The organism is Ruminococcus sp. J1101004sp1_RTP21198st1_B9_RTP21198_201120, from assembly GCF_040924245.1.
Lineage (GTDB): Bacteria > Bacillota > Clostridia > Lachnospirales > Lachnospiraceae > Blautia_A > Blautia_A faecis.
This window is the reverse complement of record NZ_JBCOMI010000018.1, coordinates 1-22,744: the sequence shown is the minus strand read 5'-3', so window position 1 is coordinate 22,744 and position 22,744 is coordinate 1. Positions and strand designations below refer to the sequence as shown.

Sequence of the window (22,744 nt, the reverse complement as noted above, 5' to 3'; positions counted from 1 at the left end):
AGATATTATGGAACAAAATGATGAATTACAGGGCTGTGTATTTGCAGTACCGTCCAAGACACCCTGGATTACAAGTAAGCCACTTGTACATAAGAAAAATCAACATTCTGAAGAGTATTTGCGGATGAAACGAATTTTTAGAGAAAATGACTTTTCTGTGTATACCGATCCGGAAACAGGAGAAATTGTTTGCAAGGTGATTCCTAAAGACATGGATGCAGAGCGGAAGAAAGCCGAACGTGCAGCGCAGCTTACAGCTCTTGCAGATCTCATGGATTCCAACGGTTACACAATTGATGAGCTGAAGGAGCTTATATCCACTCCGAAGCCAACGGTAGAAGTAGCTGATGAGGAATAGTAAACGAGGGATAGTAAACGTATCGTTAGAAATGTAGAAGAGTAGAACAGAAGAGTAATACACCATAAAAGCCTGGGCGAGTGCCTGGGCTTTTGCTGCGGAAAGTTAGAACAGAATTTATAGTGGCAGAAGAGGAAAAAATAAAGTATAATATAAGTGAAGAAAACTTGATAAAATAACAATTAAGACTAGTAAAACAGAAAATTTGGGGGTATAATATATAAATACTTACGAAGGGAGGATTAGAATTATGGCAAACACTTTAGCTGTTGCAAAGGAGTTGTATGATTTATATTACAAAAAACATAATAGCAATATGGATCAAATGAAAATGCATAAGATGATGTATTTATCACAAAGAGAGTCTTTAATGATCTATAACCGTCCTCTGTTCGACGATGAATTTCAAGCATGGAAATACGGACCTGTTTTAACAGTGGTAAGAACTGAATATATGGATGATAATCCATTTTCCAGCGAATACGGAGAGTTGTGTGAATGCGAAGAGAAATTAGTTAGTTCGGTGTTTGAACGATACGATCATTATAGTGCTTGGGAATTGAGTACACTTTCACATGCAGAGTATTCATGGAAACAGGCTAGAGAAGGCTTAAAGGCGAACGAGCAGGGACATAGAAAATTGAGTTTGAGTGCTATCAAGGTTGATGCCACACGAGAATTTTTGAGAAGGCAAGGTGTTGTATTAGCTTAAAAATTAACCACAGGCAGAAGTCTGTGGTTTTTTTTCAAGGAGAGAAATATGGAATATGCAATTGAAGCGCAAAAAAATTATTTAAAAGAAAATTTAGAAATAGAACCTCTTAGAAAATTTGATAGTACAAAAGATGAGTTGTATAAATTTAAGCAAGCGGCAAAGGGCAGTAATATTTCAAGTTATTTGAGAAATAATGCTTGGAGTGACGATTGTGAACGGAATACAAAGGTTTTTTTAGTTCGAGATAAAACTTCCAAACAGATTGTTTTTTATTTTTCACTTAACTGTGGGATTTTATATGAGGATTTTTTGGACGATAAATTAAAAGATGAGGAAAAAATTGTATTTAAAAAATATGTAGAAGCTTTAAGCAGACTAAAGGAGTGCGATGAGAAGGAACAAAATCAAGTAAATGAACAACTCAATAAAGCTATGGGCGATATTTGGGAAGTTGTTGAAGAGCCGGATAGAGTGTCTAAATTAATGAGTTTGGCAAAAGATAAGGTTGAAATATTAGAAGAAAAAAATAAAGAAGCTGAGGACACCCATGATAAAGAGCATACACAAGCTGTCAAGGAAACATTTCCAGCAATTGATATTAAGTTTTTATGTAGAAATAAAGATTATGTTCCGCAGATTAGGTTGGATTTTAAGCTGGGTGTATATGTATTTTGGGAAATCATAGTTCCACATATACTTGAAATATCAGAGTTAGTTGGTTGCAAATACGTGTATTTATTTGCAGCAGATAGAACAAACGAAGATACAAATATTAACGTACCTATGTGGACTCCAGATTATGATCCTGATGAGGAATATGAAGGAAAAAGTGAAAATGATGTTCGAAAGCTCGTTGCGTACTATATAAATGAATTAAAATTTGAAAATATTTCAAAATATACGATTTTAAAACCTAGCTTTGAAAGAACCTGTTTTACTTTAGTTCAAGAAGTATCAAAACTAGAAGAGAACAGAGAAATGATTTGGCAGAGCCACATGTTAGACATAGAGGCTAACTATCAGTCAGATTTAACTATTGCCGCAACCACAGACCATCCATCATCCGATCAGTCAACATCCGATAAGGATTAACATACTTAATACATAACTATACAAAATAGAGTCTGGCTCACGCGGCTTGGCTTTTAACATTTTAATCTCACACAAAATCCATAAAAGAGAGTTTACATATGCTTGAATGGGAAGCTTAAATGTTCTTTGTATACTTCTTGGATCAAGACCTATATGCGTACTCTCTTTTATGGATTTTTTGGAAATGTGTTTTAGGGTGTCTGGTGGTACCGGAGTGTTGCAACTGGGTATAGAATAATAGGGTAGTTATACAGGAAACTGTGTAATTGCCCTATTTTTTTGCTTGTGATGGATTGACTTCTGCATTGTAGAGATTTACTATTATAGTACAATTAGTTCGATACTATAAAATATTGGGAGGACACAAAGTATGAGAAAGAAGATGTTGGCGACAATTTTGGCAGCAGCTGTAGTTGTTACGGCAGTTCCGTTAAGTGGGATTGGAGTAATGGCTGAAGAAAATAGGGGAAAAGATGAATTTGCTACGGAAATAACTGATGAATTTGAAAGTGAAACTGATTTTATTATTGATGAACAGATTGCAAATGGTTTCTATGATGAAGAAGCACAGGAAATGGATCAGGATGGATTTGGAAGCAGTGATGCAATCGAGTTTATGATGGAAAATGCTGAGCCTATTCCTCCTGCTGAAAATTCTGGATTGGTTATTGTAAGAGCAGCAGATGGAACCCAGACATCCTATTCCACATTAGCAGAGGCAATTGCGGCAGCACCGGTTAATATTGGCAAGGATGGTGAAGTTACCCAGATCCTTGTAACCGGAACTGTAGAAATCAGTGAGACTGTTGTGATCGATCAGAATAAGAATATCTCTATTGCAGCAGCTGCGGATGGAACTACTATTAAACGTGCAGCCGGATTTTTAGGAGATATGTTTAAAGTAAAAGATGAAAATACATCTTTCCGGTTTGATACATGTAAAAATGAAGATTCTGTTTTAAGTCTGACTGTAACAGGAGCTCTTGACCAGGGGGATGCAACAGGCTCCATTATTTCTGTGGAGGGTGGTTACTTCGGAATGTCCAATGGTGTAACCCTGACAGGAAACAGAACCAGTGCGCCGGGAGCTGCAATCTGTAATGCTGGCGGAAGCATCGGACTGGCAGGTGGTACTATTACAGGAAACCAGTCTGCAGGTATTGTAAATGAAGCTGCTGAAATTACAGGTGGAGCTATTTACAGTCAGGGCGAGATCCGTGTTTCCGGTGCTGTAATTGTAAAGGATAACAAGGATGATGGTCTTAATGATAACAGTATTGTTTTAGGCGGTGATAACGCATGTATCGCAGCAATTGGCCAGCTTGCTGAAACAGCCGACCTTCAGGTAAGAAGAAGTGACGCAGCTGCCGGAAAGATTATTGTAAAGGTCGGTACGGATGCGAATGGTACTGCACTTACTACTATGGAGAATATTCTGGCACATGTTCATTATCTGGATACTACAGAGTATACCATTAACAGCCAGACTGGAGCACTTGAGTCTGTTACAGCTCCTGTTAGTACTATGACGTTAACCGCAGATTCTATTTCCTGGAACAAGGCGTATGAGCATACTGTTGATCTGACCTTCCATACCAATGATGCTGGTGTTGGAGGAAGATATTATGTGACCTGGGTGAAGAAATCTGATTCTACACCTGGATTCGAAGCAGTAAAGAGCAATTATAAGAGCTCTGGAGATATTGCAAGCTCTGCAAGTGTACAGTTGACAGATGTAGCTTATGATACAGCCATTAAAGTAGTTGTATATGCTGAGGATTCCAAGGGACTTGAAGCAGTTGCACCACTTGTACTCACATTAAAGGCGAAAGCAAGTACTCCCACAGAATCTCCGGTTACTACTACACCGACTCCAACTACTCGTGCAACCATTAACCCGTCTGTCAGCGAAAGCAAGGTAACTGGATTGGAAGAGCCTTTAGCATTTTATCCGAAACAGATGTACGATTTCACAGTAATTGGTGCAGGGACTGACAATACAAACCCGATTAAAGGTGATACCAAGTGGATTCCATATGGCTGGTCAATGGAGAAAAATAATATTGATGGAGGATATCAGAAGAGCTGGTCTATTGGAAATGTAAATGGTATTGAACATGAAGAAACATTTACAATGTATATATTTTTCCAGAAGTTCATATACAATGGCTCTGAATGGGACGCTACTTTTATAAGAGATTCGCTTCCAACAACTTTTAAATCAAAAGAAATACAGTTGATTGCATCACCGATACCAACGCCTGCAGTCAATCCAACCTCAACGCCAGCTCCAACGACAACGACACCTATTCCGGTCTATACTCCAAGCGTATCTCAAAGTACGGTAAAAGGTTTGGAAGAGCCGCTTACCTTTACCTCTGGAAAAACATATCAATTTATAGTTACTGGAGTTGGAACTCAGAACACAAATCCTGTTAATGGAGACTGGCAGTGGAGACCATTATATTGGAGCTTAAATGCGAATCCAACAGCAAGCCAGAGACAGACAATAGGTAGAATTGGAAACAATAATGGTATTACCAAATCTGGAACATATGATATGTACATATTCTTCCAGAAGTATTTGTATGATGGTGTTCGTAAAATGTGGCTTCCATCAGATGATATTCAGAGTATGAAGTACCAGTTCTCAGTTAAGGCAGTATCTCTAATTCCGTCTTCACTTACATTGAAAAAAGGTAAAACATCTACTCTGAAACCAGCTTCCTCATGGAAGAATGTTAAGTATTCTACTTCCAACAAGAAAATTGTAACAGTTAATAAAAAGGGCAAGGTTAAAGGTATTTCAGCAGGCACTGCGAAGATTACAGTAAAATCAGGTTCTAAAAGGGCTGTGTGCACAATAACAGTACCAGGCACGACAGCAATTAAGAACATTAAATCCTCTATAAATGTAAAGAAGGGTAAGAGCACGACATTGAAACCTAAACTTTCATATGCTGGAAGCCCAGATACAGTTACATATAAATCCTCAAACAAGAAGATTGCGATTGTTAGTAAATATGGAAAAATAACAGGTAAAAAGAAAGGCACTGCAACTATTACGATTAAGTCTGGAAAAATTACAAAGAAGTGTAAAGTGAAAGTTAAGTAATACATATAGGGTATACTGGATATTATCTGGTATGCCCTATTTTTTCGCTCTGTTGCCAGATTGGAAAATAATTTTTGGTTTATATACCGCCATGTATCTGACCAGGCATGTAAAAATTCCAGAGTTTATAAGTACCCACTGGGGGAGCAGTGGTAGTGTTTTTATGGCTAGTAAAAAGTACCCCCATCCACCTTTAAATATATATTGTTAAAAAAATAACAATATAATCACATTTTGAAGTGCTGAGATAGCAGTATTTATAAGGGATTGCATGTACTTGCAAGTGTTTCAAGGTATCGACCATGGTATCGTATAAATCCTTATTTTTAAAGGGTTTGTGCAAAATTAGATTGTTAAATAAATAACAAAAATTGCACAAAATTTCATGTCTCATAGTCCGTAAACCATTATAAACATTGACTTTTTTCGATACCATTCGACTATATTTTTGACTCTCTGAGAAGCCAGTAAAATAAAGGGTTTGCAAGGGGTGATTTTTATACCTTATCGCCTTGGGTTTATCGTGGCTCTGTGTAGCTGATATATAATATTCCTGGAATCCGAATCTATATATTACATCACCTGATCCAACAATTTTTTCTTAATGGTATTAAACTCTTCTGAAGATATTATCCCATTATCAAGTAATTTTTTGGCAGATAATAATTCTTGTTCTACGTCTGTAATATTTTTCTTGTTTTGGGATTCTTTATTGGTATATTTATTTGACATCTCAGCCATTCTTTCTAATGTCATTTTCATGCCATTTACGGTTCCCCAAGCAATGCGTACATCATCAGAATTAAGAATCCTGGCGTGTCTGGTAATGAGATTTTGCTGGAGCTTATATCCGTTATATTCTGCTAAGGTATCCCAGAATGTATGACCACCAAGTGTTGGCATAGGAATATTAGGCATACATAATTCAGACTGAAAAAATTTTATTCCTTCAGAGTAATTTCCCATGAGAAAGTCCAGAGCGCTTTTGAATGTTTCGAGCTTTATATTATTGTCATCTTGTTTATTATTTCCATTAGTATTTTCGCTGCTCATTTTTTATATCCTCCGTTATTTGCTTCACGCTAGTATATTTTTACCGTTCTGTAACATAAGCATCATATTTAAAAATTATATTTTAGAATTCCGAATTTTTCTAGAAGATATATAATGCCAATAACAACAATGAAGCATACGATAAGTGCAATAATAAAAGTCATTATAGCCTTGAATATGCTTTTTAAACGTGTTCCTTTTGGTTCTTTTAGAATAAAAGGAGTAAAAAAGAATATACATTCAAGAATTATTTGTGATAACTGGTTAGGAATAAACTTATATCCCCAAAGCAATGTTATTACAAAGAGAATGGGGCAACTAATGTTAATAAGCTGGAGTAAAGAATCATCCTGCTTTTTATTTGTGTTTTGGTAGGCTGAATTTCGGTAGGTTGATTCTTGATAAGTTGAATAATTTTTTGCCTTATCAGCTTTTTTCTTTTGATGTTTCTTCTTAGGCTTACTATGTAAACTGAAATCCCCGCCGTATTTTTCTTCTTTTTCTTTGTAGGACTCTCGGTACCAGTCACGATCATACATACCCATAGGCTTCATACCTCCAATAGTATTATAAATCCAGTATAAGACTATTTCAGTCAGAATACAACAAAAAGCTACCGGATCACATCATACCCGATAGCTTTAATCTTTGAAAAATTCCTCATATTCAACATCAAACAGTAATCGCAGCGCTTTCAGGTCACTGGCTTTTATGTTCCTGCGCCCCACTTCAATATTAGCAAGAGTGCTTCGGGAGATACGACTTCCCATAAGCTGTAGTTTTGCAACAACTTCTTCTTGTGTCATACCTTTATTCATGCGTACTGTCTGGATATTATGTCCAAGTGGAAGATCAGTTAAGATATATTGCATAGTAGCACTCCTGCGTCAAATAATACGACGAATTGTCACCTATTAGAAACATTTGTATTGATTATATCCAGATTTAGTGCTATTATTGTGACCAGATAGAAACAATATATTAAAAATGAAAAAGATTTTTGGAAGGAGAGTTTAGTATGGCGGGGAATAATAATAACGGATTAAGTTTCTGGGGCGTTGTTGGAGCTGTACTTTTAGCATTGATTATTTTTTCAATTGATGGTTAATGAAGAAAAATTTGAGAATCATGTTAATGACATTAGTTGCAGTATTAGTAAATAAACATCTAAAAAATTATATTTCAATACCGTGGCTTAAATGGTTTATGACATGTTATTTTAATGATTTAGTAGGTGGAATTACTTTTATAGCATATTGCAACAGTGTTTTTTATTACTATAAGGGTATGATATATAGATTATGGCAAATAGAGTTACTTTTATTTTTATGTGGCGTATTCTGGGAATATATTACACCTTTATTTAGAACGGATACTGTGTCTGATCCGTATGACATAGTGGCTTATATGTGTGGTGGTTTTATTTATTGGATAATAATGTTTGGCTATAAAACAAGCACTAATTGAATACAGGGCATAGCCGGAGAAATCCGGTGGCGCAAAACTACAGGGTCTAAGCATATGTATGACAGCCAGTTGCAATTTTTACATGATAGGAGAGCATTGCTTTTCCGTGGCGAGCGAGTCAGGAGAGGAATGCTTTTTATATTTTGAGGGAAAGAAGGCAGTCTAATGAAAAGAAAAATTGTTACATTATTGTTTGTATGCTGCTTAGGTATAAGTGTAGCAGCTTGTGGAAATGAAACCACAGATACTAAAGAGTATGGTGAAGCATCTGACAATGAATTAACAATTGATGAAGATGATTCGGAGGATGAGGATTACGCAGAAACTTTAGGCAATTCTTCAAGTGTAAGTAGCTCTACTTCAAGCACAAGCAGATATAAAAGTTATTCGAGCAGTAGCTCAAATAGTACAAACAATAATTCATCGGAAGAAACTCATGGATATGATCCAAGTGATCCATATTATTCGGCTCATGATACAGATGGTGACGGACAACTAACAGATGAAGAATGGTCAGCTGCTATGGGTGATTTTATTGATGATTTGGCAGAACAAATGGGAGTAGAGTAAGAAATAAAACAACAAACATGTAAAGAGAGGAAATACATTATGGCACTTATAAAATGTCCTGAATGTGGGAAAGAAATATCGGATAAAGCAGGAGCTTGTCCTCATTGTGGTTGTCCAATCGGAAATGCGACACAACCAATACAGAATAATGACGGAAAGAGTAATAAAGGAAGCAAGAAAATCCTTATTGGCGTAGTAGCAGTAGTTGCCATTGCTGGAACTGGTTATTATTTTGGCATTGCAAAACCACAGCAGCATTTAGCAGAGCAGAAAGCTGTATATGAAGAAGCACAGGATCTTATTGATGAGGGAAAGTATGATAAAGCAATTGAGAAACTGAACTCTATTATAGATTATGACGGCGCACAAGATGCTATAAATGAAGCAGAGACAGGCAAAGAAAAAGCAACTTATGAAGAAGCGGAGAATTTGTTAGAACAGGGTAAATATGATGATGGAATCGAATTACTGAATACTATTCCTGATTATCCAGATTCAGCAGAAACGATTGAGCAGGCAAAATACGAATCTTACGCTTATTCTGCTGTTAAGGCAGTTAAATGAATTTTAAAAAATCCAGATTCTTTAAGTGTTTATGATGTGAAGTTTTATGATGGACTTAATGAAGATGATGATAACAGTGAAAGTGAAGACACAGAAACAGAATCTTCTGATGGTGAGAGCAAGGATCAAAGTTCAGATTCTCCAAAATATCCTACTGTTGTAATGCACTGTGGAGCACAAAATGGATTTGGTGGAAATACAGAAGATTATGCTTTCTGCGTTTATAGTGAAGACGATGGAGAATATATATTAGGTGGTATTACAACTGAGCTGGATCTTGAAGATTTAGATGAAGATGATGATATGTATTTTTACTATGCAGTTACTACAAGGATGATAAATGAATATTACGATAATGGTATAGAAATTGGTTCAATAAATGCTGAGAGATTTAATGCTGTTTTAAAGAATGCGGCATATGGATCAGTAAAGATCATCCAGTAAAATGTATATGATTACCCATGGGAATGTGGGCGAAAATATAAATTCACATGAAGCGTTCAAGGAGGAAAAACGCATGGAAAAGAAGCAAGGATTTCTGAAGAAGTTTTTGGCGGTAATGATCGCAGTGTTCTCACTGACATTGTTATCACCAGAAGTAGCAACACAGTTAGGAACAATGCAAACGGTACAGGCTGCAGTAAAAATTAATTCTAAAAAAATTACTTTGACAAAAGGCCAGAAAAAGACTTTAAAATTAAAAGGGACAAAGAAAAAAGCAAAATGGAGTAGTAGTAAAAAGTCTGTAGCAACAGTATCTTCTAAAGGTGTGGTTTTTGGTAAGAAAAAAGGTACAACAGTGATTACTGCAAAGGTCGGTAGTAAAAAATACACTTGCAAAGTTACTGTTGAAACACCAAAGCTTAATAAAAAATCTGTTACTCTGAGTGTTGGAAAGTCAAGTACATTAAAAGTTACAGGTACTAAACAGAAAGTTAAATGGACAAGCAGTAATATAGCTATAGCTGCTGTAACCAGAAATGGAAAAGTTGTTGCGAAAAGTGCAGGAACAGCAGATGTTATAGCAAATGTTGGTGGTGTAAAATATATTTGCAAAGTAAATGTAAAAGGTAGTCAGAAACCAGCACCTAAACCAACAGAGGCACCTAAACCAACAGCGATTAATAAACCAATTACAGGTGTATCCTTAGATAGAGATAATGTAATTCTTGAAATTGGAAAATCATATACATTAAACGCTTCTATTTTACCTGTTGATACGACAGCTGATAAAACATTGGTTTGGACTAGTTCTAATCCGATGATTGCTGCGATTTCTAATGGAACAATAACTGCGTTAAAAGAAGGAAATGCAATTATAAGTGTAAGCGCTGGAAATAAATCCGCAAATTGTAAGGTTATAGTAACTCCTATTGATGTAAAAGAAATTAGTTTTGCTTCATCAGAAACGACTATCAGAAAAGGACAAAATTGTCAATTAACAGTAGTATTCCAGCCGATTAATGCAACACTTACTAAAAAAATTACCTGGGAAACAAGTAATAGTGATGTAGCTATTGTTCAGGATGGAACAGTTTATGGCAAAGGTGTTGGAACATGTACAATATCTGCTAAATATGGTGATTTAGTTGCAAGTTGCAATATAATTGTTGACAACGATAAAGAGACTTTAAGAAAAAATGCAGAAGAAGAGTATAACAAAAAGGTAAAAGATACTAATGAAAGCACTGATAAAATTATAAGTGAATGTAATTTAACTATATTTAAATTAGAAAAAGAAGGATATTATACAGAAACAGATTCTCAATATAATTCTGAAGTAAGAAGTTTGTCCAATGAAATTAGAAATTTGCAAAGGCAATCAGCAGCTCTGGCAACTTCAACTGATAGTGCAAGTAAAGCAAGGAAGGCTAGAATAGATTCACAAATAGAAACAAAACAAGCACAAATGGATTCCTTACAAGCAAGACATACTAATACTGTACTTATCAGAGGACAAAAAGATCTTATTAACGAGATGAATGCTAGTAGAAAAGAACTTTTAGCAAAATATTATGAAGAATATCAGAAACAGTTGGAGGAAATTGAAAATCTATATTAGAAATAATATATTATATTTTAGAATATAATAATCATTAGAGAGCAAGGATTATACTAGTGGGTCAATTTACACACAATAGGGATGTAACCTCACACCGGGGCTGCATCCCTATTTTTTCGCTTCCAGATCATCAAATTTATTGTGCAATATGACGAAAACAGTCTAAAACGTCCAAAAACACTGGTTTTTACTGAAATCCGTATTCAGAAACCCTTATATTTACTGGGTTTTAAAGGGGTGATTTTTCCGATAAAACTTAAATTTTATAGGTGTGTATTCTGCTGCCATTTTTATGCAAATTTATACTCCATAATATCAAATTGTGCTATAATCAGCTTATATTTATGATCGGGAGGAAGGTAAAAATGACAGTTGTTGAGCTTGGGAATAAGTTACGTGAAATGAGTGAGATTAAGAATGCAAAGAGAACAACTATGATACATCTTTTTGGTGTACTCTATGCAGATGAAATGAGGATAGCAGGAATATCCCCAGCAGCAGTGATTAAAGCCGCAGGAATACAACCGTCCTATGTGGTTGAAATTAATAAGGGAATAAATCTTGCAAAATACTTGGAGCTGAAACCGGAATATAAAGATCAGTTCTGATATCTTAATTGTGCATAAAGAAATCCCCAGACTGCCTATATCTGGGGAAATCCGTGTTGTTACTCCTATACCGGCACGGAAAGGAGATGTTCATTGTGATCTGGCGTTATCCTTTTGCCTTTATAAGAATAGCACATACAGTTCTAAGAATCAATATAAGAAATGACGTTCCAAGTCCGTTATATCGTGCTGTGAGCATGATATAGTAATAATGTTGCTGAATCTCACTCTCGCAACAGAGAGGAGGTGATGGCGTTTGGATTTGATTACTTCTTTTATTCTCTCTGTTACGGCAAGTGTAGTTGCCTACTACATTTGCAAATGGTTAGACAGTGAGAAATAAACAGCAACTAGCCTAAACGGATTAGCTCACCGCAACGAGCAAGAAAGCCCTCAGAGATGCGACCTCTGGGGGCTTTTGTCTTGCGTTTGGATTTAATTTACTTCTTTGCCTATGGCAATTATAGCATATGCTTTTCTTGATTACAATATGCAAAATCAGCAGCCGATTCCGTTATTTTGGGATGGATTACTTACATTTCTATAGTTTCCTGTTGGTATTCATGGGCTTGGCGTAAGGCTAGATCCAATTCTTCATACAATCCGTGAAAAGGAGCCAGCGTTTCTTTTGTTAGATTAATTCCGTACTCTATGTCACTAGGTGTCTTAACTCTGATAAAGTAAGTTCCAGGTTCTCTATCTTTTTCACCAATATTAGTAGCAGTGCGGTAAATAGGATATATTGATTCTTTTGGCCTTTGCGGAATATCAAATAAAGGAATTGAGAGGTTTAACGCATTCCAAGTAAAAATATTGTTGGGAGTAATAGCGTAAGTAACAAGGATTGGAGCTATTTTTATACCAGCATTTGAAAAAAGAATATTCTTTTCTTGTACATAGTTAAGGAGAGGAGCTGTAAGATCCGCGCCAATTTGATACACACAGCTGGTGTGCCGCATATTACGCATTATTAATATACAAACAGAGAGCAAAATACCATCCTTAGAAATTTCATAATAACATTTTCCATCTCTGGTATGTGGTTTAAGAACATAGCCCTTATCACTGAATACCGTGGTTAAAATATAGATAAGTTGTTTTCGTGTTAAGCTAATAGGTCGATTTACAGTTTGAAGTGTTTGTTTTTTCTCAACTTTATAATGGCCGTCTACAAATCCAGAAAGTAAATGTTCAATCAGTTGGCTAACTGACATTTTTAATTCATTTTTGGCAATATAAGCAGCGGCAGAGTAGAGATCTTCTTCGACTGTAAAAGATTTGATTTTTTTCATAAATACCCCTTTTTATGAGGGGGAAATTGTTTCCCCCTCCATTTTCATCAAACCATTTGATCGATTGCTTTCCAGGTTTTTCGACCGAAAAAGTTGATCCCGTCGAAGTCGAAAGAAAGCTTATCAACATCCCGCGTGTGGAGATACAGATGTCCGTTTTGCTGACCGATGAATTTTCGCTCACCACCTAAAAGGGTAGGATGAAGCGGAAGATTATTGATTGGTACGATCCCCCAAACACGCGGATGCTTATTGACCCCATTGTTCACCGCCTGAGAATGGAAGATAAGAACTGGCTCGTATCCGTTGCGCTCAGCAACGTTACAAAGGCGCTCCACTGTTGACGAGTTCACTCTCATCACAGGAGAAGAGCCATTACACCGTGTTGCTACTGCAGCGAGGTATTTTTGGTTGTTACAATTTAACTCGATAAACCCCAGTGGCTTGTTAAAAGTAGCAAGACCATTAGATTTTAACTCAGTAACAACTGGGTTATGGCTTGCGGTACGCTCGTTTACAATGCTAACTCGTGTCTGATGTGCCATAGTTGCACCTCCTTAATAATTAAGATGAGAATATCATAACATATTAATTGTAACAAGTCAACATATCTTTCTGAAAAATAATAGTATTTCAAAAAATATCGTATCGGACTATTTTTCAAGTCAGTGTGCAATTGAACCACATTCACCCATTCCGACAAAACCGAAACGGCGCAAAGATTAAAAGTACCCCCACCCCACCTATACCATACTAAAACACTAGGATATATCAGCAGCAACACACACAAGCCCGATAGACCACACAATCAAAGGATCATACACGACCAACAACATATATCAGAAAAAAAGTGTTCTGCATAGCTTCAGGACTGGCAGACATAGAAAAAGACATTCCCACAGCTTACCCAGGTATAACCGACTGTACAATATCAGCCCAGATCACCACAAACCAGATAACCATACATCTCATAGCAGACAAAAACCATATAACGTTATCATGTCAGAGTAGATCACAGTACAAGTCCCAGAGTCCAACATAGTCAATCAATCCACCCAAACAATCACAGCTTATCACACCATACAGCCCGATTATTACACAACCACATTCCCATTTTAGGAATCTGCTTTAGTCTGGTATAACATTCTGCACTACTCAGTAATAAGCCCTACAATCAAACAAAATCCCACTCTTAGCAGAATACCACACATCAAATCATCATATTGCACCACAGCCCCTTTTTCATTCACTAGGATTTTCCCAGTGAGTACCAGACAACCTGATATAACAATTTGTTCTATCAGCTCACATTACTTGGCACAGCTCACACCAGGTACACGGAGCACCACACACCAGATCACAGCCCGATACAATAAAAAAGCCCATAGGACAATATAAGCCTATGGACTGTATAACTCATGGATTATCACAGATAACACCATGTTATTGTATTGTATATCTCTTGTTATGGTCTGCATTATATCAACAGTATAAACCATATCATCACACCACATTCACGGCAAATACTACAATCATTTTCTTCTGATCGGACACAGCGCAAGCATAGCAGACCAACAGAAGCGGAAGCCAACACCGGAAACCATAACGCAAAAAAAGAAGCGGTATATTTCAACCGCCTCTTTATCATTCTATACCCAGTATGTAATTGACTGCTTTTTCTGCTTTACTTGAAGCCGATACAATAAACTTGTTATCGTTCCTGAGAACTTGAAGCCAACTTTCAATGTATGAAGCACTGTTTTGAAATGTTCCTTTTGTTTCAATTCCCAGATAGTTAAGGATGGAAGCTGAGCCAATTTCTGCAACTAATTCCTCTTTGCTGTATGTCTCAGAACCAAATGAAGCAAGGTTACTTGTTTCAAGTCTGTTTAATCTGTTCTTACTGCCCGAGCTATGCACTAATTCATGGAAAGTTGTGCTGTAATATTCCGATATGTTGCTATACTGTTCTTTAAGCGGTACAACCACTGTGTCAATTAATGGCGCGTAATATGCTTTATTGCTTTTGCATTCGTTGAAAACAAGTTGTTCCCGATCCACATAATTTTTTATAATTCTGTCTGCTTCCTCAATCGGTTCAATTTCTGTATTGAGCTTTTCTTTCAGTGGCTCAACGCCTTCAATTTGTGATATATGGAATACATTGTAATATCTGAGAAGTGGGAGCTTCTTCTTTTCAATCTCGCCTTTATCGTTTTTCTCTTCTACATCAATGATCTTCCAGAAGACTACTATTTCAGATTTAGCACCTTTTTTGATGTGACCGCCTAAATTTTTCCATTGATGAAAAGTGGCGTACTCTCCGGATTTTTCCAATATAGCTTGATTTATAAGGCTGTAAGGCTTTTTGCTAACTCTGTTGAATGCACCAGACCGAACACCAGTCCAAGGCTTTTGCCATGGAATTGTTCCCTGTTCTAACTGTTTAATGATTCTTTCTGTTACCATTTCGTATACGTTTAAGCTTGCCATATGCTTGACCTCCTATTGTGTGGTACTGTAGTTCCTTTGTTGAGGTCAATTATATAACACGATATCGGTATATACAAGATGGAATACTGCATAAAAATAACACGATATCGTATAACGAAAATTGTATAAAAAGTATAACGATATCGTGTTCTATAATTTGCATCTATATATAGTTAATTATCGAGCTTATCTAATACAGCTTTTACAACAAAGCCGTTTACAGAATCACCTGTTTCTTTGATCCGTTCTTTAGTTCCTTTGGGAAATCTTACAAGGACTTTATCATAATTTTCTTTTTCCCATTTTTCTGTTGCACGAATATGTGCCTCCGTGACCTTTTTCTTTTCTTCCATATAATCACCACCTTTTATATATTTATAAGCAATTCTCTATATAACACGATATCATATTTTTACAAAAATGTCAAATATAGCGATATCGGTATACAAAGTCAACAAAAACATATAACGATATCGGTATAAAACTTGTGAAATATTCCGACTTGAAATAACACGATATCGTGTTATGCTAGAGCCATAAACAAAACAGCAACACACAAACGAAGAACAACAGCGAAGGGTGAAAACGAAGTAGCACACGCACACCGGAGACACCCACATAATACCGGAAAGAGATAAGCAAAGATGCCTAGTAATCGAGATTGGTTTAAAGCTCACCGGAGCTGAGTTCTTCCAATAAGAATAAAAGGACATGGAGGAAAAACATATGTGCACAACAATGAACGAATTAGAAAAAGTCGTAGCAGATTACAGATCACTTAAAGCAATGAAAGAAGAGCTTGACGCACAATTAAAAGACGCAGAACGTGAAATGATCTCCTATCTGGACAATAACAACAAGCTTTCAGAATCAGGCAAAGACTTCACTATAAAGGTTTCAACTTGTGAGCGTAGAACACTGGACAGTAAACAGCTTGAAGCTGACCTCGGATCACTGGCAGATTACCAGAGAGTAAGCCAGTACCGCAGATTATATGTAAGATAAATTCCTTATCCTTGCGGTGGAGGTCAACCGCAGAAAGGTGAGAACATGAAACTTCAGGATTTAACATTTGAAAGAATTGAACACTATGATCCTTTAAATTCAAGAGCTAAAAAGAACGGTACCGTCTCAGAGTGGGTCGCAAGAAATGATTGGGGTAATGCTGTAGCTTTTGGAAACACTAAAGCAGAATGTTTGCAGGATGCTCGTAGATACATAGCACTTCAGAATAGTTAATCATCAAAGTGGTCACAGCCACTATAAACAGGGCTTCAAGCTGTGAGCGTTGACCGTCAGAAATGGCGGTCAGGTAACCAAACATAAGGAGGAACAACAACATGAAAGAAACAAAATATATCAGCTATGAAGATCCGATAAATGGCAGAAGTTTTACATACGAGCAGATGCAAGAAGTATACCGTGATCTGGCTAATAAAGAAGAATATCCAGATTTTGACTGTTGGTTTACAGATATGTTGAAATCTGGCGTGTTTGAAACAATTTAATAGTAACAAGTGGGCTATCAATTAGGCAGTCCCGACAATATAAAATCAATCAACCAACAGGAGGAAAACAACAATGATGTATTGCGAGTTTATTGACATTTCCGAATACGGAGAAAACTATATCACATTCACAGAGTATCACGATTATATTGAGCCCATTTACATGGAATGTGACATGTCCAAACAGGATTTTGTAGCATTACTGAAAGAAAACATGCACCAAATGGTAAGTCCGGTTGTAGAAAGAGCTATTCATAGCTTACCTTTACCGGATAAGTTAGCAATCGCATTCAGTGACGAAGAGCCGGTTGAGCTTCTGGATCGTATTGCAAAGATTGACTTCGAAGCGCGAAAACTTGTGTATCAGTATTTGAAGCTGATGTTAACAATCTAGTATTAAATAGCTGTCCTATCGGCTGATCGGGGAGAAAGGTATAGCCCATGTATAGAGTATCATTCAATAAGCCTGGTTGTGAATATACCAGATCATTTGACACGGCGACAGAGCGTAATAAATTTGCTGAGAGTATGAGAAAAGCTGGATATCATGTTACGACATGGGAGGTGTAGCACATGAGGGACGCAATAAAGACCTTGTATGAACACTGGATAAACGTACATACCACATCTTCAGCAGAGAAGTTAGCTTTTGAAGCAATCAATAAAGCTGCTAAAGGTCAAGCAGAACATGATCCGTTGTACACAGCCATTGTGGAGTATTCAGAAGTAATCCAGTATGAGGCTTTCAAAGAGGGTGTTCTTACAGCCTTGAGCTTGCTACACCCATTATCAGAACAGGGGGACAATAATATATGAAGGAATACGGTTTATCTGATGAAGAATTAAAAGCACTTGGAGAAAAAACAGTAGCGAGCGGAAAAAATCTATTGTTGGGTGGAAAGTCAGAGCCTAAGCAAGAACCGCAAGAAATGTGGGATGGAGATTTTGATTTCTTGATGGACTTCTGGTTTTAGAAGGGGGCAGAGCATTGACGGACTTAGGAAATAAAGTAATGGAATCCATGTTTGATGCCTGGTGTGATGATGAATGCAAAGAGTTCACACCGGACCATAACGATTACGGTCATAGCTTACCAGAAGTTGTTGGTTATATATGTGAGCTAACCGGAGCTTCCAGAGAGCAGAAATTCCGCATTGAACATGAGCTTGAAGATCTTGTAAATCGTACTGAAAAGAACACTTTTGCAGATGGATTTTACATAGCAATGGCAGTAGCAACAGGAAAAATATTTTAAGCGAGGTGGTAGATATGACGCAGAATGTAAATATTGCAGTAAAAACAGAGTCAGGACAGGTAAAGAAGATAAGCCATGGTGTGATCTTCCAGCCTGAGACACAGTTTAAGGGTGGATCTGTTAAATGGTTTGATGATTCTAAGCTTATTAAGCCAGAATACAGAAAATAGAACAGTCGTTTGAGCGACTATAAATAGGACTTTAGGCTCAAAGCGTTCCCATCTACATAAGGTGGGAGGTAGTCGGCTAATACATAAGTAGGAGGGAATTAAAGATGGAAGCGGTAAGAGAACCCGAAGTAATCCGGTTATACAGAGAAGATGAAGTTGTTGAGCTTGTTGCAAATTATCTTCTGTCAAATAAGAAGCATGAGCAAGAGAGACAGCGTAAACAGAAAGTAAAGCAGATTGTAAGCAGACAACGTAAACGTCAGCTATTAAGGGAATTGTTGATCTCATTTCTGAAGCAGATCATAGCTATTGTTTTTATTGCACTGTTTCCGTGGGTTATCTGCAAAGTAACCGGCGATTCAGAATATTACAATATGTATTTGATGGCTGCGCCGATTGCGCTAGGAATGATTTATCAGTTAATCAAGGGAAGTTGGAGGTAATAAGGCAAAATGAGAAGATTACATTGTGTATTTCAGGACGGATTGATTCTTGGAATCTGGATGTGTCCTGATGAAAGATTCTATTACCATATTGCAGAGGCAGACGCAACAGAACCACTCACAAAAGAAGAGATATGGGAAATGCTTGATTATGCAGTGGCATTCCACAAGGGAACTGGTACAGTCAACTATTTCTGGGATATGATGGCAGAATTGGTTAAGCCTGAAGATTTACAGATATTAAAGGAACGAGCAGAAGCAATTGTTGAAGGGGGAGCAGACAAATGATAGTTATTACAAATGGAACAGAGTACATATATTTAGACGAAGAGCACCAGATCCAGAAGACAACAGATATAAGTAAAGCAAAGACATTTACATTCAAGGGATGCAGTATTTTCATAAGGGAAAACGTCAAGGCAACCAAGGGCTTTTATGCCTATGACACGGAAACACAGCGTATCTGTTACAGACGAAAGAAGAAAAAGTGTTTCCCAAAGACCACAAGAATGATGATTTACAATCAGGCAGACGGACGTTGTGTATTATGCGGAAGAAAAATCAAATATGAAGATATGACTATAGACCATATCAGACCTACGTCATTGGGTGGATCAGATTCAGTGGAAAATCTTCAGTGCACATGTCGAACATGCAACACCTTCAAAGACAAGATGCTCCCGGACACATTCTTTGATCGGATCAACGAAATCTATCTGTATCAGATGCAGAGAAAGTATGGCAAGAAACTTAAATGGAAACTGGCGAATAAATTAATTAAGAGTATGGCACGGTAGGAGGACAAGACAATGTGGACGAGAGAGATTTTAGATTATATAGAATACAATAAATGGAAAGATGAGCTTGTACCTGAGAGACTGAAGTGCTTCTTCACAACCTGGGCGTATGAGTATAGAATCGGGAAAGATCAGGACGAATGCGAAAGCTTACTGAAGAGAATCTATGAGAATGCAGAGGTAGCAGGATTTATGGACTACGAAGAGTTCAAGGAATACATGCTTCAGTTTGTGAAGTAGGATTGCACAGGGGAGTAGAAATTATCGACTCCCCTATTGAACTAACAGACAGGTAGCAGGACATAATAAAGGAGCAGAAGCACAATGAGCGGAAAACTTGATAGACGAGATGAAGTCCGGTTTATTGCCTGTCTGGAAGCAAACCATTATATTCCAGATAATAAAAAAGGCAGTGGCGGTAGCCATTACAAGTACATATCAACCCTGACTGGATATCATGTAGAGATCAAGCATAAGCAGAATATTATGATAACCAAAAGGCTGATAAGGGAAGTAAGACAAGATTTAGAGCGGAACGGCTACAGCTGTATTCCATACTGATCCACTGCTGCCTGGGCGAAATTCATTGATAATACAATGGAAAACAGCTATAATGGGAGTAGATTAAAATAAATGTTGGAGGACAAAAAGGAAGGTGACTGTAAATGCCAGCTTTAAAGGAAAATAAAAAGTATACTATAGAGGATATCATGGCATTGCCAGAGAATGAACATGCAGAACTGATTGACGGTCAGATTTATTATCAGGCAGCTCCAAGCCGTAAACATCAGGATATATCAGGTGAACTGTATGCAACTATCCATGATTATATCAAGAGAAATGGTGGACAATGTAAGGTATATCATGCTCCATTTGCAGTATTACTTAATGATGATGATTCTGTTTATATTGAGCCTGATATTTCGGTAATCTGTGACCGTAACAAATTATCAGATCGTGGCTGTGAGGGTGCGCCCGATTGGATCATTGAGATAGTTTCACCAGGAAGCCGCCGTATGGACTACATGATTAAATTGTTTAAATATCGTACAGCAGGAGTCCGTGAGTATTGGATTGTGGACTATGCAAAAGACATGGTAATGGTATATAACTTCGAGCAGAACGAAATGGAAACCTATACCATGGCAGATAAAGTACCAGTAGGTATTTATGATAATCTGGTAATTGATTTTGCGGAAATGGATATATAAGGGAGTTGGTTTGTATGATGTACCCATATATTACATTGCCAGATGAAACAGAGATTGTACATTCGCAGATTGTAACTGAATCTGGAAAACAGAAAGTAATTGTTAATTTTGAACGTCCGACAGAAACAGGATTTGACTCTGCTAGGTGTGAGATTCCAGGGAATACGTGGATTTCTGTTGTAGGATATTCTTCTGAGGAGATCAGAAGATTTGAGGAATTTCTACAAGACAATGTGGAGAATATTATGGAGAAAGCAAAAGCTAAACAGAAATCTTACTGCGACAGCAACATCAAAGAAGAGAAGATAAATGGTGTGACTTACACAATTCCAAAATCTGAAGCATACCAACATGGTATTGTAGCCGGGAACATTAGCACAATAATACACTATGGACTTTCAAAAGGAAGCTTGGTCTTTACTGGCAATTTGGATTACCGATATCATCCAGCCGTAAATGATGATTATGTTGTCCCTGATGTGCTTGTGGTACATGACCGTAAAAACCTTAGAGACACATATTATTGTGGAATCCCAAAGTTTGTTGTGGAGATTGTAAGTCCGGCTACAGTTCTACACGATCGGAAGGACAAGCTGAAGATTTATCAGGAAGCAGATGTTCAAGAATATTGGATTATATCATCAATGGAACGGTCTGTTGAGATTTATTATCTGGTAGCAGGACGGTATGTGTTACAAGATTGTTATATTCTTCAGGATGATTCGGAAGAAGATTATTACAATGCAGATCAGGTGATTACATTGAGGGAATTTCCGAATATCAGTCTGACGCTGGCAGAGATTTTTGAGAATAGGGATTGAGCATAAAAAGAGGGCTGCCGGGATGATCGGTAGCCCATAGTGGGTAAATGTAAATATTAAACAGGATCGTTTATTTTGGAGACATTTTCTAAGACTTCTTTAGCAGAATTGTATAAATCTTTAGGAATATATTTCTCAACATTAGGGAGTGCTAATTCCTCTTGTCTGTCGGATAGCCAATAATAGCATATAGTAATTAGATGGCTAAAAGCTCTTCCGGTGTTGATTTCTGGGAGGTATGGTATGCCATCACCAAGTGTATGAGGTTGAATTTCATTGATTAGATAGACAACAGAAGAATAAAACAAATTGCGGAGACTTTCTAAGTTAGGATCTTGCATATCTTTTAAGTTTGAGATAACTCCTAAAATTGATTTTAAATTATCCAAAGCAATTTTTCCTGTTTTTTTATTTCTTTCTATTTGTTTTTTCTCTTCGTCCAAATAAACAGCAACAGTTTCAAGACTGTTATTTTTTACTACTAAATCGTTGAATTTTGCAGCAAGTTGGAGTAAATCACTGAGAACAGAATTAAATTCTTCTGGGTGCATAATACTTGTACAATATGTTGGCAAATATAAGGTAGAAAAAGCAAGTTCAGGATTGACAACGATAGAGCGCTGAAAATGCAAAAGAGAAGTTAGTATTGCCTGTTGATGATGTGTATTTGCCCAATTAAATTGTTGGGTAATTCGATTTCGTATATCCTTCAGTAAGTCATCTAATTCTGATTCCAGATATAAAAAGTCCAACATATCTTCATATTGATCTTCAATATCAATTAGTTCATACCAATTTTTTATTTTTCCAGCAATAGGTTGATTGATAATTCTTTCCACATAGTCAAGTATATTTTCCTCGTCATCATCATCTAACAGAATTTTGTAAATAGAAATTAAATCCTCTTTGCTAATCTTTTTAGTTTTACCACTTTCAATATTGGCAAGCCAATACTTAGAATGTCCACTTTCTTCAGAGAGATCAGAAGCTGTATATTCGATTTCTTTTCGTTCTTCTATAATATTATTGCGTAACTGGTCAGTAATAGTAATTTTTTCTGTAGCCATGTTATCCCTCCTCATATAATCAAGTGTTTTTTATTGAAAATTCAAGGTTTTTCAACCTTTCATATCTCAGTGAATAAGCCACA

The 22,744-nt window shown here is 36.8% G+C and carries 32 protein-coding genes and 1 riboswitch; of the genes, 24 read left to right on the top strand and 8 right to left on the bottom strand.

The window, feature by feature from the left end:
* Window positions 1-7: 7 nt before the first annotated feature.
* The 4 genes from AB5618_RS13170 (at window position 8) to AB5618_RS13155 (ending at window position 5,280) form a co-directional block, all read left to right on the top strand.
* On the top strand, window positions 8-358 hold the full coding sequence (locus tag AB5618_RS13170; RefSeq protein WP_148462922.1) for a hypothetical protein: 351 nt from the start codon (window positions 8-10) through the stop codon (window positions 356-358).
* Between the two features lie 250 nt (window positions 359-608).
* Window positions 609-1,070, top strand: a complete 462-nt coding sequence (locus AB5618_RS13165) for a Panacea domain-containing protein (RefSeq protein WP_148462923.1) — start codon at window positions 609-611, stop codon at window positions 1,068-1,070.
* A 48-nt stretch (window positions 1,071-1,118) separates the two neighbouring features.
* Window positions 1,119-2,165, top strand: coding sequence for a hypothetical protein (locus AB5618_RS13160; protein WP_148462924.1), 1,047 nt, complete (start codon window positions 1,119-1,121; stop codon window positions 2,163-2,165).
* Between the two features lie 370 nt (window positions 2,166-2,535).
* A complete protein-coding gene (locus AB5618_RS13155; protein WP_148462925.1) occupies window positions 2,536-5,280 on the top strand; it encodes an Ig domain-containing protein in 2,745 nt (914 codons plus the stop codon).
* Window positions 5,281-5,853: 573 nt separating this feature from the next.
* On the opposite strand, the gene AB5618_RS13150 is transcribed toward AB5618_RS13155, so the two are convergent.
* From AB5618_RS13150 to AB5618_RS13140, 3 genes are all read right to left on the bottom strand, one after another.
* A complete protein-coding gene (locus tag AB5618_RS13150; RefSeq protein WP_148462926.1) occupies window positions 5,854-6,333 on the bottom strand; it encodes an SHOCT domain-containing protein in 480 nt (159 codons plus the stop codon).
* Window positions 6,334-6,401: 68 nt separating this feature from the next.
* Window positions 6,402-6,878: a hypothetical protein gene (locus AB5618_RS13145; protein WP_148462927.1), complete on the bottom strand. Its 477-nt coding sequence runs from the start codon at window positions 6,876-6,878 to the stop codon at window positions 6,402-6,404.
* Between the two features lie 96 nt (window positions 6,879-6,974).
* Window positions 6,975-7,205: a helix-turn-helix transcriptional regulator gene (locus AB5618_RS13140; RefSeq protein ID WP_148462928.1), complete on the bottom strand. Its 231-nt coding sequence runs from the start codon at window positions 7,203-7,205 to the stop codon at window positions 6,975-6,977.
* Between the two features lie 591 nt (window positions 7,206-7,796).
* Window positions 7,797-7,877: riboswitch (cyclic di-GMP riboswitch) on the top strand.
* Between the two features lie 88 nt (window positions 7,878-7,965).
* On the opposite strand from AB5618_RS13140, the gene AB5618_RS13135 reads away from it, so the two are divergent.
* The 5 genes from AB5618_RS13135 (at window position 7,966) to AB5618_RS13115 (ending at window position 11,604) form a co-directional block, all read left to right on the top strand.
* A complete protein-coding gene (locus AB5618_RS13135; protein ID WP_148462929.1) occupies window positions 7,966-8,370 on the top strand; it encodes a hypothetical protein in 405 nt (134 codons plus the stop codon).
* Between the two features lie 39 nt (window positions 8,371-8,409).
* Window positions 8,410-8,934: a zinc-ribbon domain-containing protein gene (locus AB5618_RS13130; protein ID WP_368366830.1), complete on the top strand. Its 525-nt coding sequence runs from the start codon at window positions 8,410-8,412 to the stop codon at window positions 8,932-8,934.
* Between the two features lie 36 nt (window positions 8,935-8,970).
* The gene (locus AB5618_RS13125) at window positions 8,971-9,378 is read left to right on the top strand and encodes a hypothetical protein (protein WP_148462930.1); all 408 of its coding nucleotides are present in this window, start codon (window positions 8,971-8,973) and stop codon (window positions 9,376-9,378) included.
* A 73-nt stretch (window positions 9,379-9,451) separates the two neighbouring features.
* Window positions 9,452-10,996, top strand: coding sequence for an Ig-like domain-containing protein (locus tag AB5618_RS13120; protein ID WP_178090690.1), 1,545 nt, complete (start codon window positions 9,452-9,454; stop codon window positions 10,994-10,996).
* Window positions 10,997-11,361: 365 nt separating this feature from the next.
* Window positions 11,362-11,604 carry a hypothetical protein gene (locus AB5618_RS13115; protein WP_148462932.1) on the top strand — a complete coding sequence of 81 codons (243 nt, stop codon included), beginning with the start codon at window positions 11,362-11,364 and terminating at the stop codon, window positions 11,602-11,604.
* A 533-nt stretch (window positions 11,605-12,137) separates the two neighbouring features.
* On the opposite strand, the gene AB5618_RS13110 is transcribed toward AB5618_RS13115, so the two are convergent.
* From AB5618_RS13110 to AB5618_RS13095, 4 genes are all read right to left on the bottom strand, one after another.
* Window positions 12,138-12,896, bottom strand: coding sequence for a hypothetical protein (locus tag AB5618_RS13110; protein WP_148462933.1), 759 nt, complete (start codon window positions 12,894-12,896; stop codon window positions 12,138-12,140).
* Window positions 12,897-12,943: 47 nt separating this feature from the next.
* The gene (locus AB5618_RS13105; RefSeq protein WP_148462934.1) at window positions 12,944-13,441 is read right to left on the bottom strand and encodes a hypothetical protein; all 498 of its coding nucleotides are present in this window, start codon (window positions 13,439-13,441) and stop codon (window positions 12,944-12,946) included.
* Between the two features lie 1,099 nt (window positions 13,442-14,540).
* Window positions 14,541-15,389 (bottom strand): zincin-like metallopeptidase domain-containing protein, encoded by an 849-nt coding sequence (locus AB5618_RS13100; RefSeq protein ID WP_148462935.1) that lies wholly within the window; start codon window positions 15,387-15,389, stop codon window positions 14,541-14,543.
* Between the two features lie 173 nt (window positions 15,390-15,562).
* Window positions 15,563-15,742 carry a hypothetical protein gene (locus AB5618_RS13095; protein WP_148462936.1) on the bottom strand — a complete coding sequence of 60 codons (180 nt, stop codon included), beginning with the start codon at window positions 15,740-15,742 and terminating at the stop codon, window positions 15,563-15,565.
* Between the two features lie 373 nt (window positions 15,743-16,115).
* Between AB5618_RS13095 and AB5618_RS13090 the strand changes: the two genes are divergently transcribed.
* The 15 genes from AB5618_RS13090 (at window position 16,116) to AB5618_RS13020 (ending at window position 21,594) form a co-directional block, all read left to right on the top strand.
* The gene (locus tag AB5618_RS13090; protein ID WP_148462937.1) at window positions 16,116-16,394 is read left to right on the top strand and encodes a hypothetical protein; all 279 of its coding nucleotides are present in this window, start codon (window positions 16,116-16,118) and stop codon (window positions 16,392-16,394) included.
* Between the two features lie 45 nt (window positions 16,395-16,439).
* On the top strand, window positions 16,440-16,628 hold the full coding sequence (locus tag AB5618_RS13085) for a hypothetical protein (RefSeq protein ID WP_148462938.1): 189 nt from the start codon (window positions 16,440-16,442) through the stop codon (window positions 16,626-16,628).
* 101 nt (window positions 16,629-16,729) lie between these two features.
* A complete protein-coding gene (locus tag AB5618_RS13080; RefSeq protein ID WP_178090692.1) occupies window positions 16,730-16,897 on the top strand; it encodes a hypothetical protein in 168 nt (55 codons plus the stop codon).
* 73 nt (window positions 16,898-16,970) lie between these two features.
* On the top strand, window positions 16,971-17,291 hold the full coding sequence (locus AB5618_RS13075) for a hypothetical protein (RefSeq protein WP_148462939.1): 321 nt from the start codon (window positions 16,971-16,973) through the stop codon (window positions 17,289-17,291).
* Window positions 17,292-17,470: 179 nt separating this feature from the next.
* The gene (locus AB5618_RS13070; protein ID WP_148462940.1) at window positions 17,471-17,713 is read left to right on the top strand and encodes a hypothetical protein; all 243 of its coding nucleotides are present in this window, start codon (window positions 17,471-17,473) and stop codon (window positions 17,711-17,713) included.
* Window positions 17,710-17,871, top strand: coding sequence for a hypothetical protein (locus tag AB5618_RS13065; protein WP_173770042.1), 162 nt, complete (start codon window positions 17,710-17,712; stop codon window positions 17,869-17,871). The genes AB5618_RS13070 and AB5618_RS13065 overlap by 4 nt, the downstream gene beginning before the upstream one ends.
* Window positions 17,872-17,885: 14 nt before the next feature.
* Window positions 17,886-18,152, top strand: a complete 267-nt coding sequence (locus tag AB5618_RS13060) for a hypothetical protein (RefSeq protein WP_148462941.1) — start codon at window positions 17,886-17,888, stop codon at window positions 18,150-18,152.
* 14 nt (window positions 18,153-18,166) lie between these two features.
* Window positions 18,167-18,322, top strand: coding sequence for a hypothetical protein (locus tag AB5618_RS13055; protein ID WP_173770040.1), 156 nt, complete (start codon window positions 18,167-18,169; stop codon window positions 18,320-18,322).
* A gap of 104 nt (window positions 18,323-18,426) precedes the next feature.
* Complete coding sequence (locus tag AB5618_RS13050) at window positions 18,427-18,765, top strand: hypothetical protein (RefSeq protein ID WP_148462942.1); 339 nt, start codon at window positions 18,427-18,429, stop codon at window positions 18,763-18,765.
* Between the two features lie 9 nt (window positions 18,766-18,774).
* Entirely contained in the window at window positions 18,775-19,053 is a 279-nt protein-coding gene (locus AB5618_RS13045; RefSeq protein WP_148462943.1) for a hypothetical protein, read from the top strand.
* Window positions 19,050-19,562, top strand: a complete 513-nt coding sequence (locus AB5618_RS13040; protein ID WP_227199917.1) for an HNH endonuclease — start codon at window positions 19,050-19,052, stop codon at window positions 19,560-19,562. The genes AB5618_RS13045 and AB5618_RS13040 overlap by 4 nt, the downstream gene beginning before the upstream one ends.
* Before the next feature lie 12 nt (window positions 19,563-19,574).
* Window positions 19,575-19,802, top strand: coding sequence for a hypothetical protein (locus AB5618_RS13035; protein ID WP_148462944.1), 228 nt, complete (start codon window positions 19,575-19,577; stop codon window positions 19,800-19,802).
* A gap of 84 nt (window positions 19,803-19,886) precedes the next feature.
* Window positions 19,887-20,123 carry a hypothetical protein gene (locus AB5618_RS13030; RefSeq protein ID WP_148462945.1) on the top strand — a complete coding sequence of 79 codons (237 nt, stop codon included), beginning with the start codon at window positions 19,887-19,889 and terminating at the stop codon, window positions 20,121-20,123.
* 104 nt (window positions 20,124-20,227) lie between these two features.
* Window positions 20,228-20,773: a Uma2 family endonuclease gene (locus AB5618_RS13025; protein ID WP_148462946.1), complete on the top strand. Its 546-nt coding sequence runs from the start codon at window positions 20,228-20,230 to the stop codon at window positions 20,771-20,773.
* Between the two features lie 14 nt (window positions 20,774-20,787).
* Window positions 20,788-21,594, top strand: coding sequence for a Uma2 family endonuclease (locus tag AB5618_RS13020; RefSeq protein WP_306797028.1), 807 nt, complete (start codon window positions 20,788-20,790; stop codon window positions 21,592-21,594).
* A 56-nt stretch (window positions 21,595-21,650) separates the two neighbouring features.
* Here the strand turns inward: AB5618_RS13020 and AB5618_RS13015 are convergent, their stop codons facing one another.
* The gene (locus AB5618_RS13015) at window positions 21,651-22,661 is read right to left on the bottom strand and encodes a helix-turn-helix domain-containing protein (RefSeq protein ID WP_148462947.1); all 1,011 of its coding nucleotides are present in this window, start codon (window positions 22,659-22,661) and stop codon (window positions 21,651-21,653) included.
* Window positions 22,662-22,744 lie beyond the last annotated feature (83 nt).

Coding starts and splice junctions, on each gene's coding strand:
- AB5618_RS13170 (WP_148462922.1), top strand. CDS start 8: ATGGAACAAAATGATGAATTACAGGGCTGTGTATTTGCAGTACCGTCC.
- AB5618_RS13165 (WP_148462923.1), top strand. CDS start 609: ATGGCAAACACTTTAGCTGTTGCAAAGGAGTTGTATGATTTATATTAC.
- AB5618_RS13160 (WP_148462924.1), top strand. CDS start 1,119: ATGGAATATGCAATTGAAGCGCAAAAAAATTATTTAAAAGAAAATTTA.
- AB5618_RS13155 (WP_148462925.1), top strand. CDS start 2,536: ATGAGAAAGAAGATGTTGGCGACAATTTTGGCAGCAGCTGTAGTTGTT.
- AB5618_RS13150 (WP_148462926.1), bottom strand. CDS start 6,333: ATGAGCAGCGAAAATACTAATGGAAATAATAAACAAGATGACAATAAT.
- AB5618_RS13145 (WP_148462927.1), bottom strand. CDS start 6,878: ATGGGTATGTATGATCGTGACTGGTACCGAGAGTCCTACAAAGAAAAA.
- AB5618_RS13140 (WP_148462928.1), bottom strand. CDS start 7,205: ATGCAATATATCTTAACTGATCTTCCACTTGGACATAATATCCAGACA.
- AB5618_RS13135 (WP_148462929.1), top strand. CDS start 7,966: ATGAAAAGAAAAATTGTTACATTATTGTTTGTATGCTGCTTAGGTATA.
- AB5618_RS13130 (WP_368366830.1), top strand. CDS start 8,410: ATGGCACTTATAAAATGTCCTGAATGTGGGAAAGAAATATCGGATAAA.
- AB5618_RS13120 (WP_178090690.1), top strand. CDS start 9,452: ATGGAAAAGAAGCAAGGATTTCTGAAGAAGTTTTTGGCGGTAATGATC.
- AB5618_RS13115 (WP_148462932.1), top strand. CDS start 11,362: ATGACAGTTGTTGAGCTTGGGAATAAGTTACGTGAAATGAGTGAGATT.
- AB5618_RS13110 (WP_148462933.1), bottom strand. CDS start 12,896: ATGAAAAAAATCAAATCTTTTACAGTCGAAGAAGATCTCTACTCTGCC.
- AB5618_RS13105 (WP_148462934.1), bottom strand. CDS start 13,441: ATGGCACATCAGACACGAGTTAGCATTGTAAACGAGCGTACCGCAAGC.
- AB5618_RS13100 (WP_148462935.1), bottom strand. CDS start 15,389: ATGGCAAGCTTAAACGTATACGAAATGGTAACAGAAAGAATCATTAAA.
- AB5618_RS13095 (WP_148462936.1), bottom strand. CDS start 15,742: ATGGAAGAAAAGAAAAAGGTCACGGAGGCACATATTCGTGCAACAGAA.
- AB5618_RS13090 (WP_148462937.1), top strand. CDS start 16,116: ATGTGCACAACAATGAACGAATTAGAAAAAGTCGTAGCAGATTACAGA.
- AB5618_RS13085 (WP_148462938.1), top strand. CDS start 16,440: ATGAAACTTCAGGATTTAACATTTGAAAGAATTGAACACTATGATCCT.
- AB5618_RS13080 (WP_178090692.1), top strand. CDS start 16,730: ATGAAAGAAACAAAATATATCAGCTATGAAGATCCGATAAATGGCAGA.
- AB5618_RS13075 (WP_148462939.1), top strand. CDS start 16,971: ATGATGTATTGCGAGTTTATTGACATTTCCGAATACGGAGAAAACTAT.
- AB5618_RS13070 (WP_148462940.1), top strand. CDS start 17,471: ATGAGGGACGCAATAAAGACCTTGTATGAACACTGGATAAACGTACAT.
- AB5618_RS13065 (WP_173770042.1), top strand. CDS start 17,710: ATGAAGGAATACGGTTTATCTGATGAAGAATTAAAAGCACTTGGAGAA.
- AB5618_RS13055 (WP_173770040.1), top strand. CDS start 18,167: ATGACGCAGAATGTAAATATTGCAGTAAAAACAGAGTCAGGACAGGTA.
- AB5618_RS13050 (WP_148462942.1), top strand. CDS start 18,427: ATGGAAGCGGTAAGAGAACCCGAAGTAATCCGGTTATACAGAGAAGAT.
- AB5618_RS13045 (WP_148462943.1), top strand. CDS start 18,775: ATGAGAAGATTACATTGTGTATTTCAGGACGGATTGATTCTTGGAATC.
- AB5618_RS13040 (WP_227199917.1), top strand. CDS start 19,050: ATGATAGTTATTACAAATGGAACAGAGTACATATATTTAGACGAAGAG.
- AB5618_RS13035 (WP_148462944.1), top strand. CDS start 19,575: ATGTGGACGAGAGAGATTTTAGATTATATAGAATACAATAAATGGAAA.
- AB5618_RS13030 (WP_148462945.1), top strand. CDS start 19,887: ATGAGCGGAAAACTTGATAGACGAGATGAAGTCCGGTTTATTGCCTGT.
- AB5618_RS13025 (WP_148462946.1), top strand. CDS start 20,228: ATGCCAGCTTTAAAGGAAAATAAAAAGTATACTATAGAGGATATCATG.
- AB5618_RS13020 (WP_306797028.1), top strand. CDS start 20,788: ATGATGTACCCATATATTACATTGCCAGATGAAACAGAGATTGTACAT.
- AB5618_RS13015 (WP_148462947.1), bottom strand. CDS start 22,661: ATGGCTACAGAAAAAATTACTATTACTGACCAGTTACGCAATAATATT.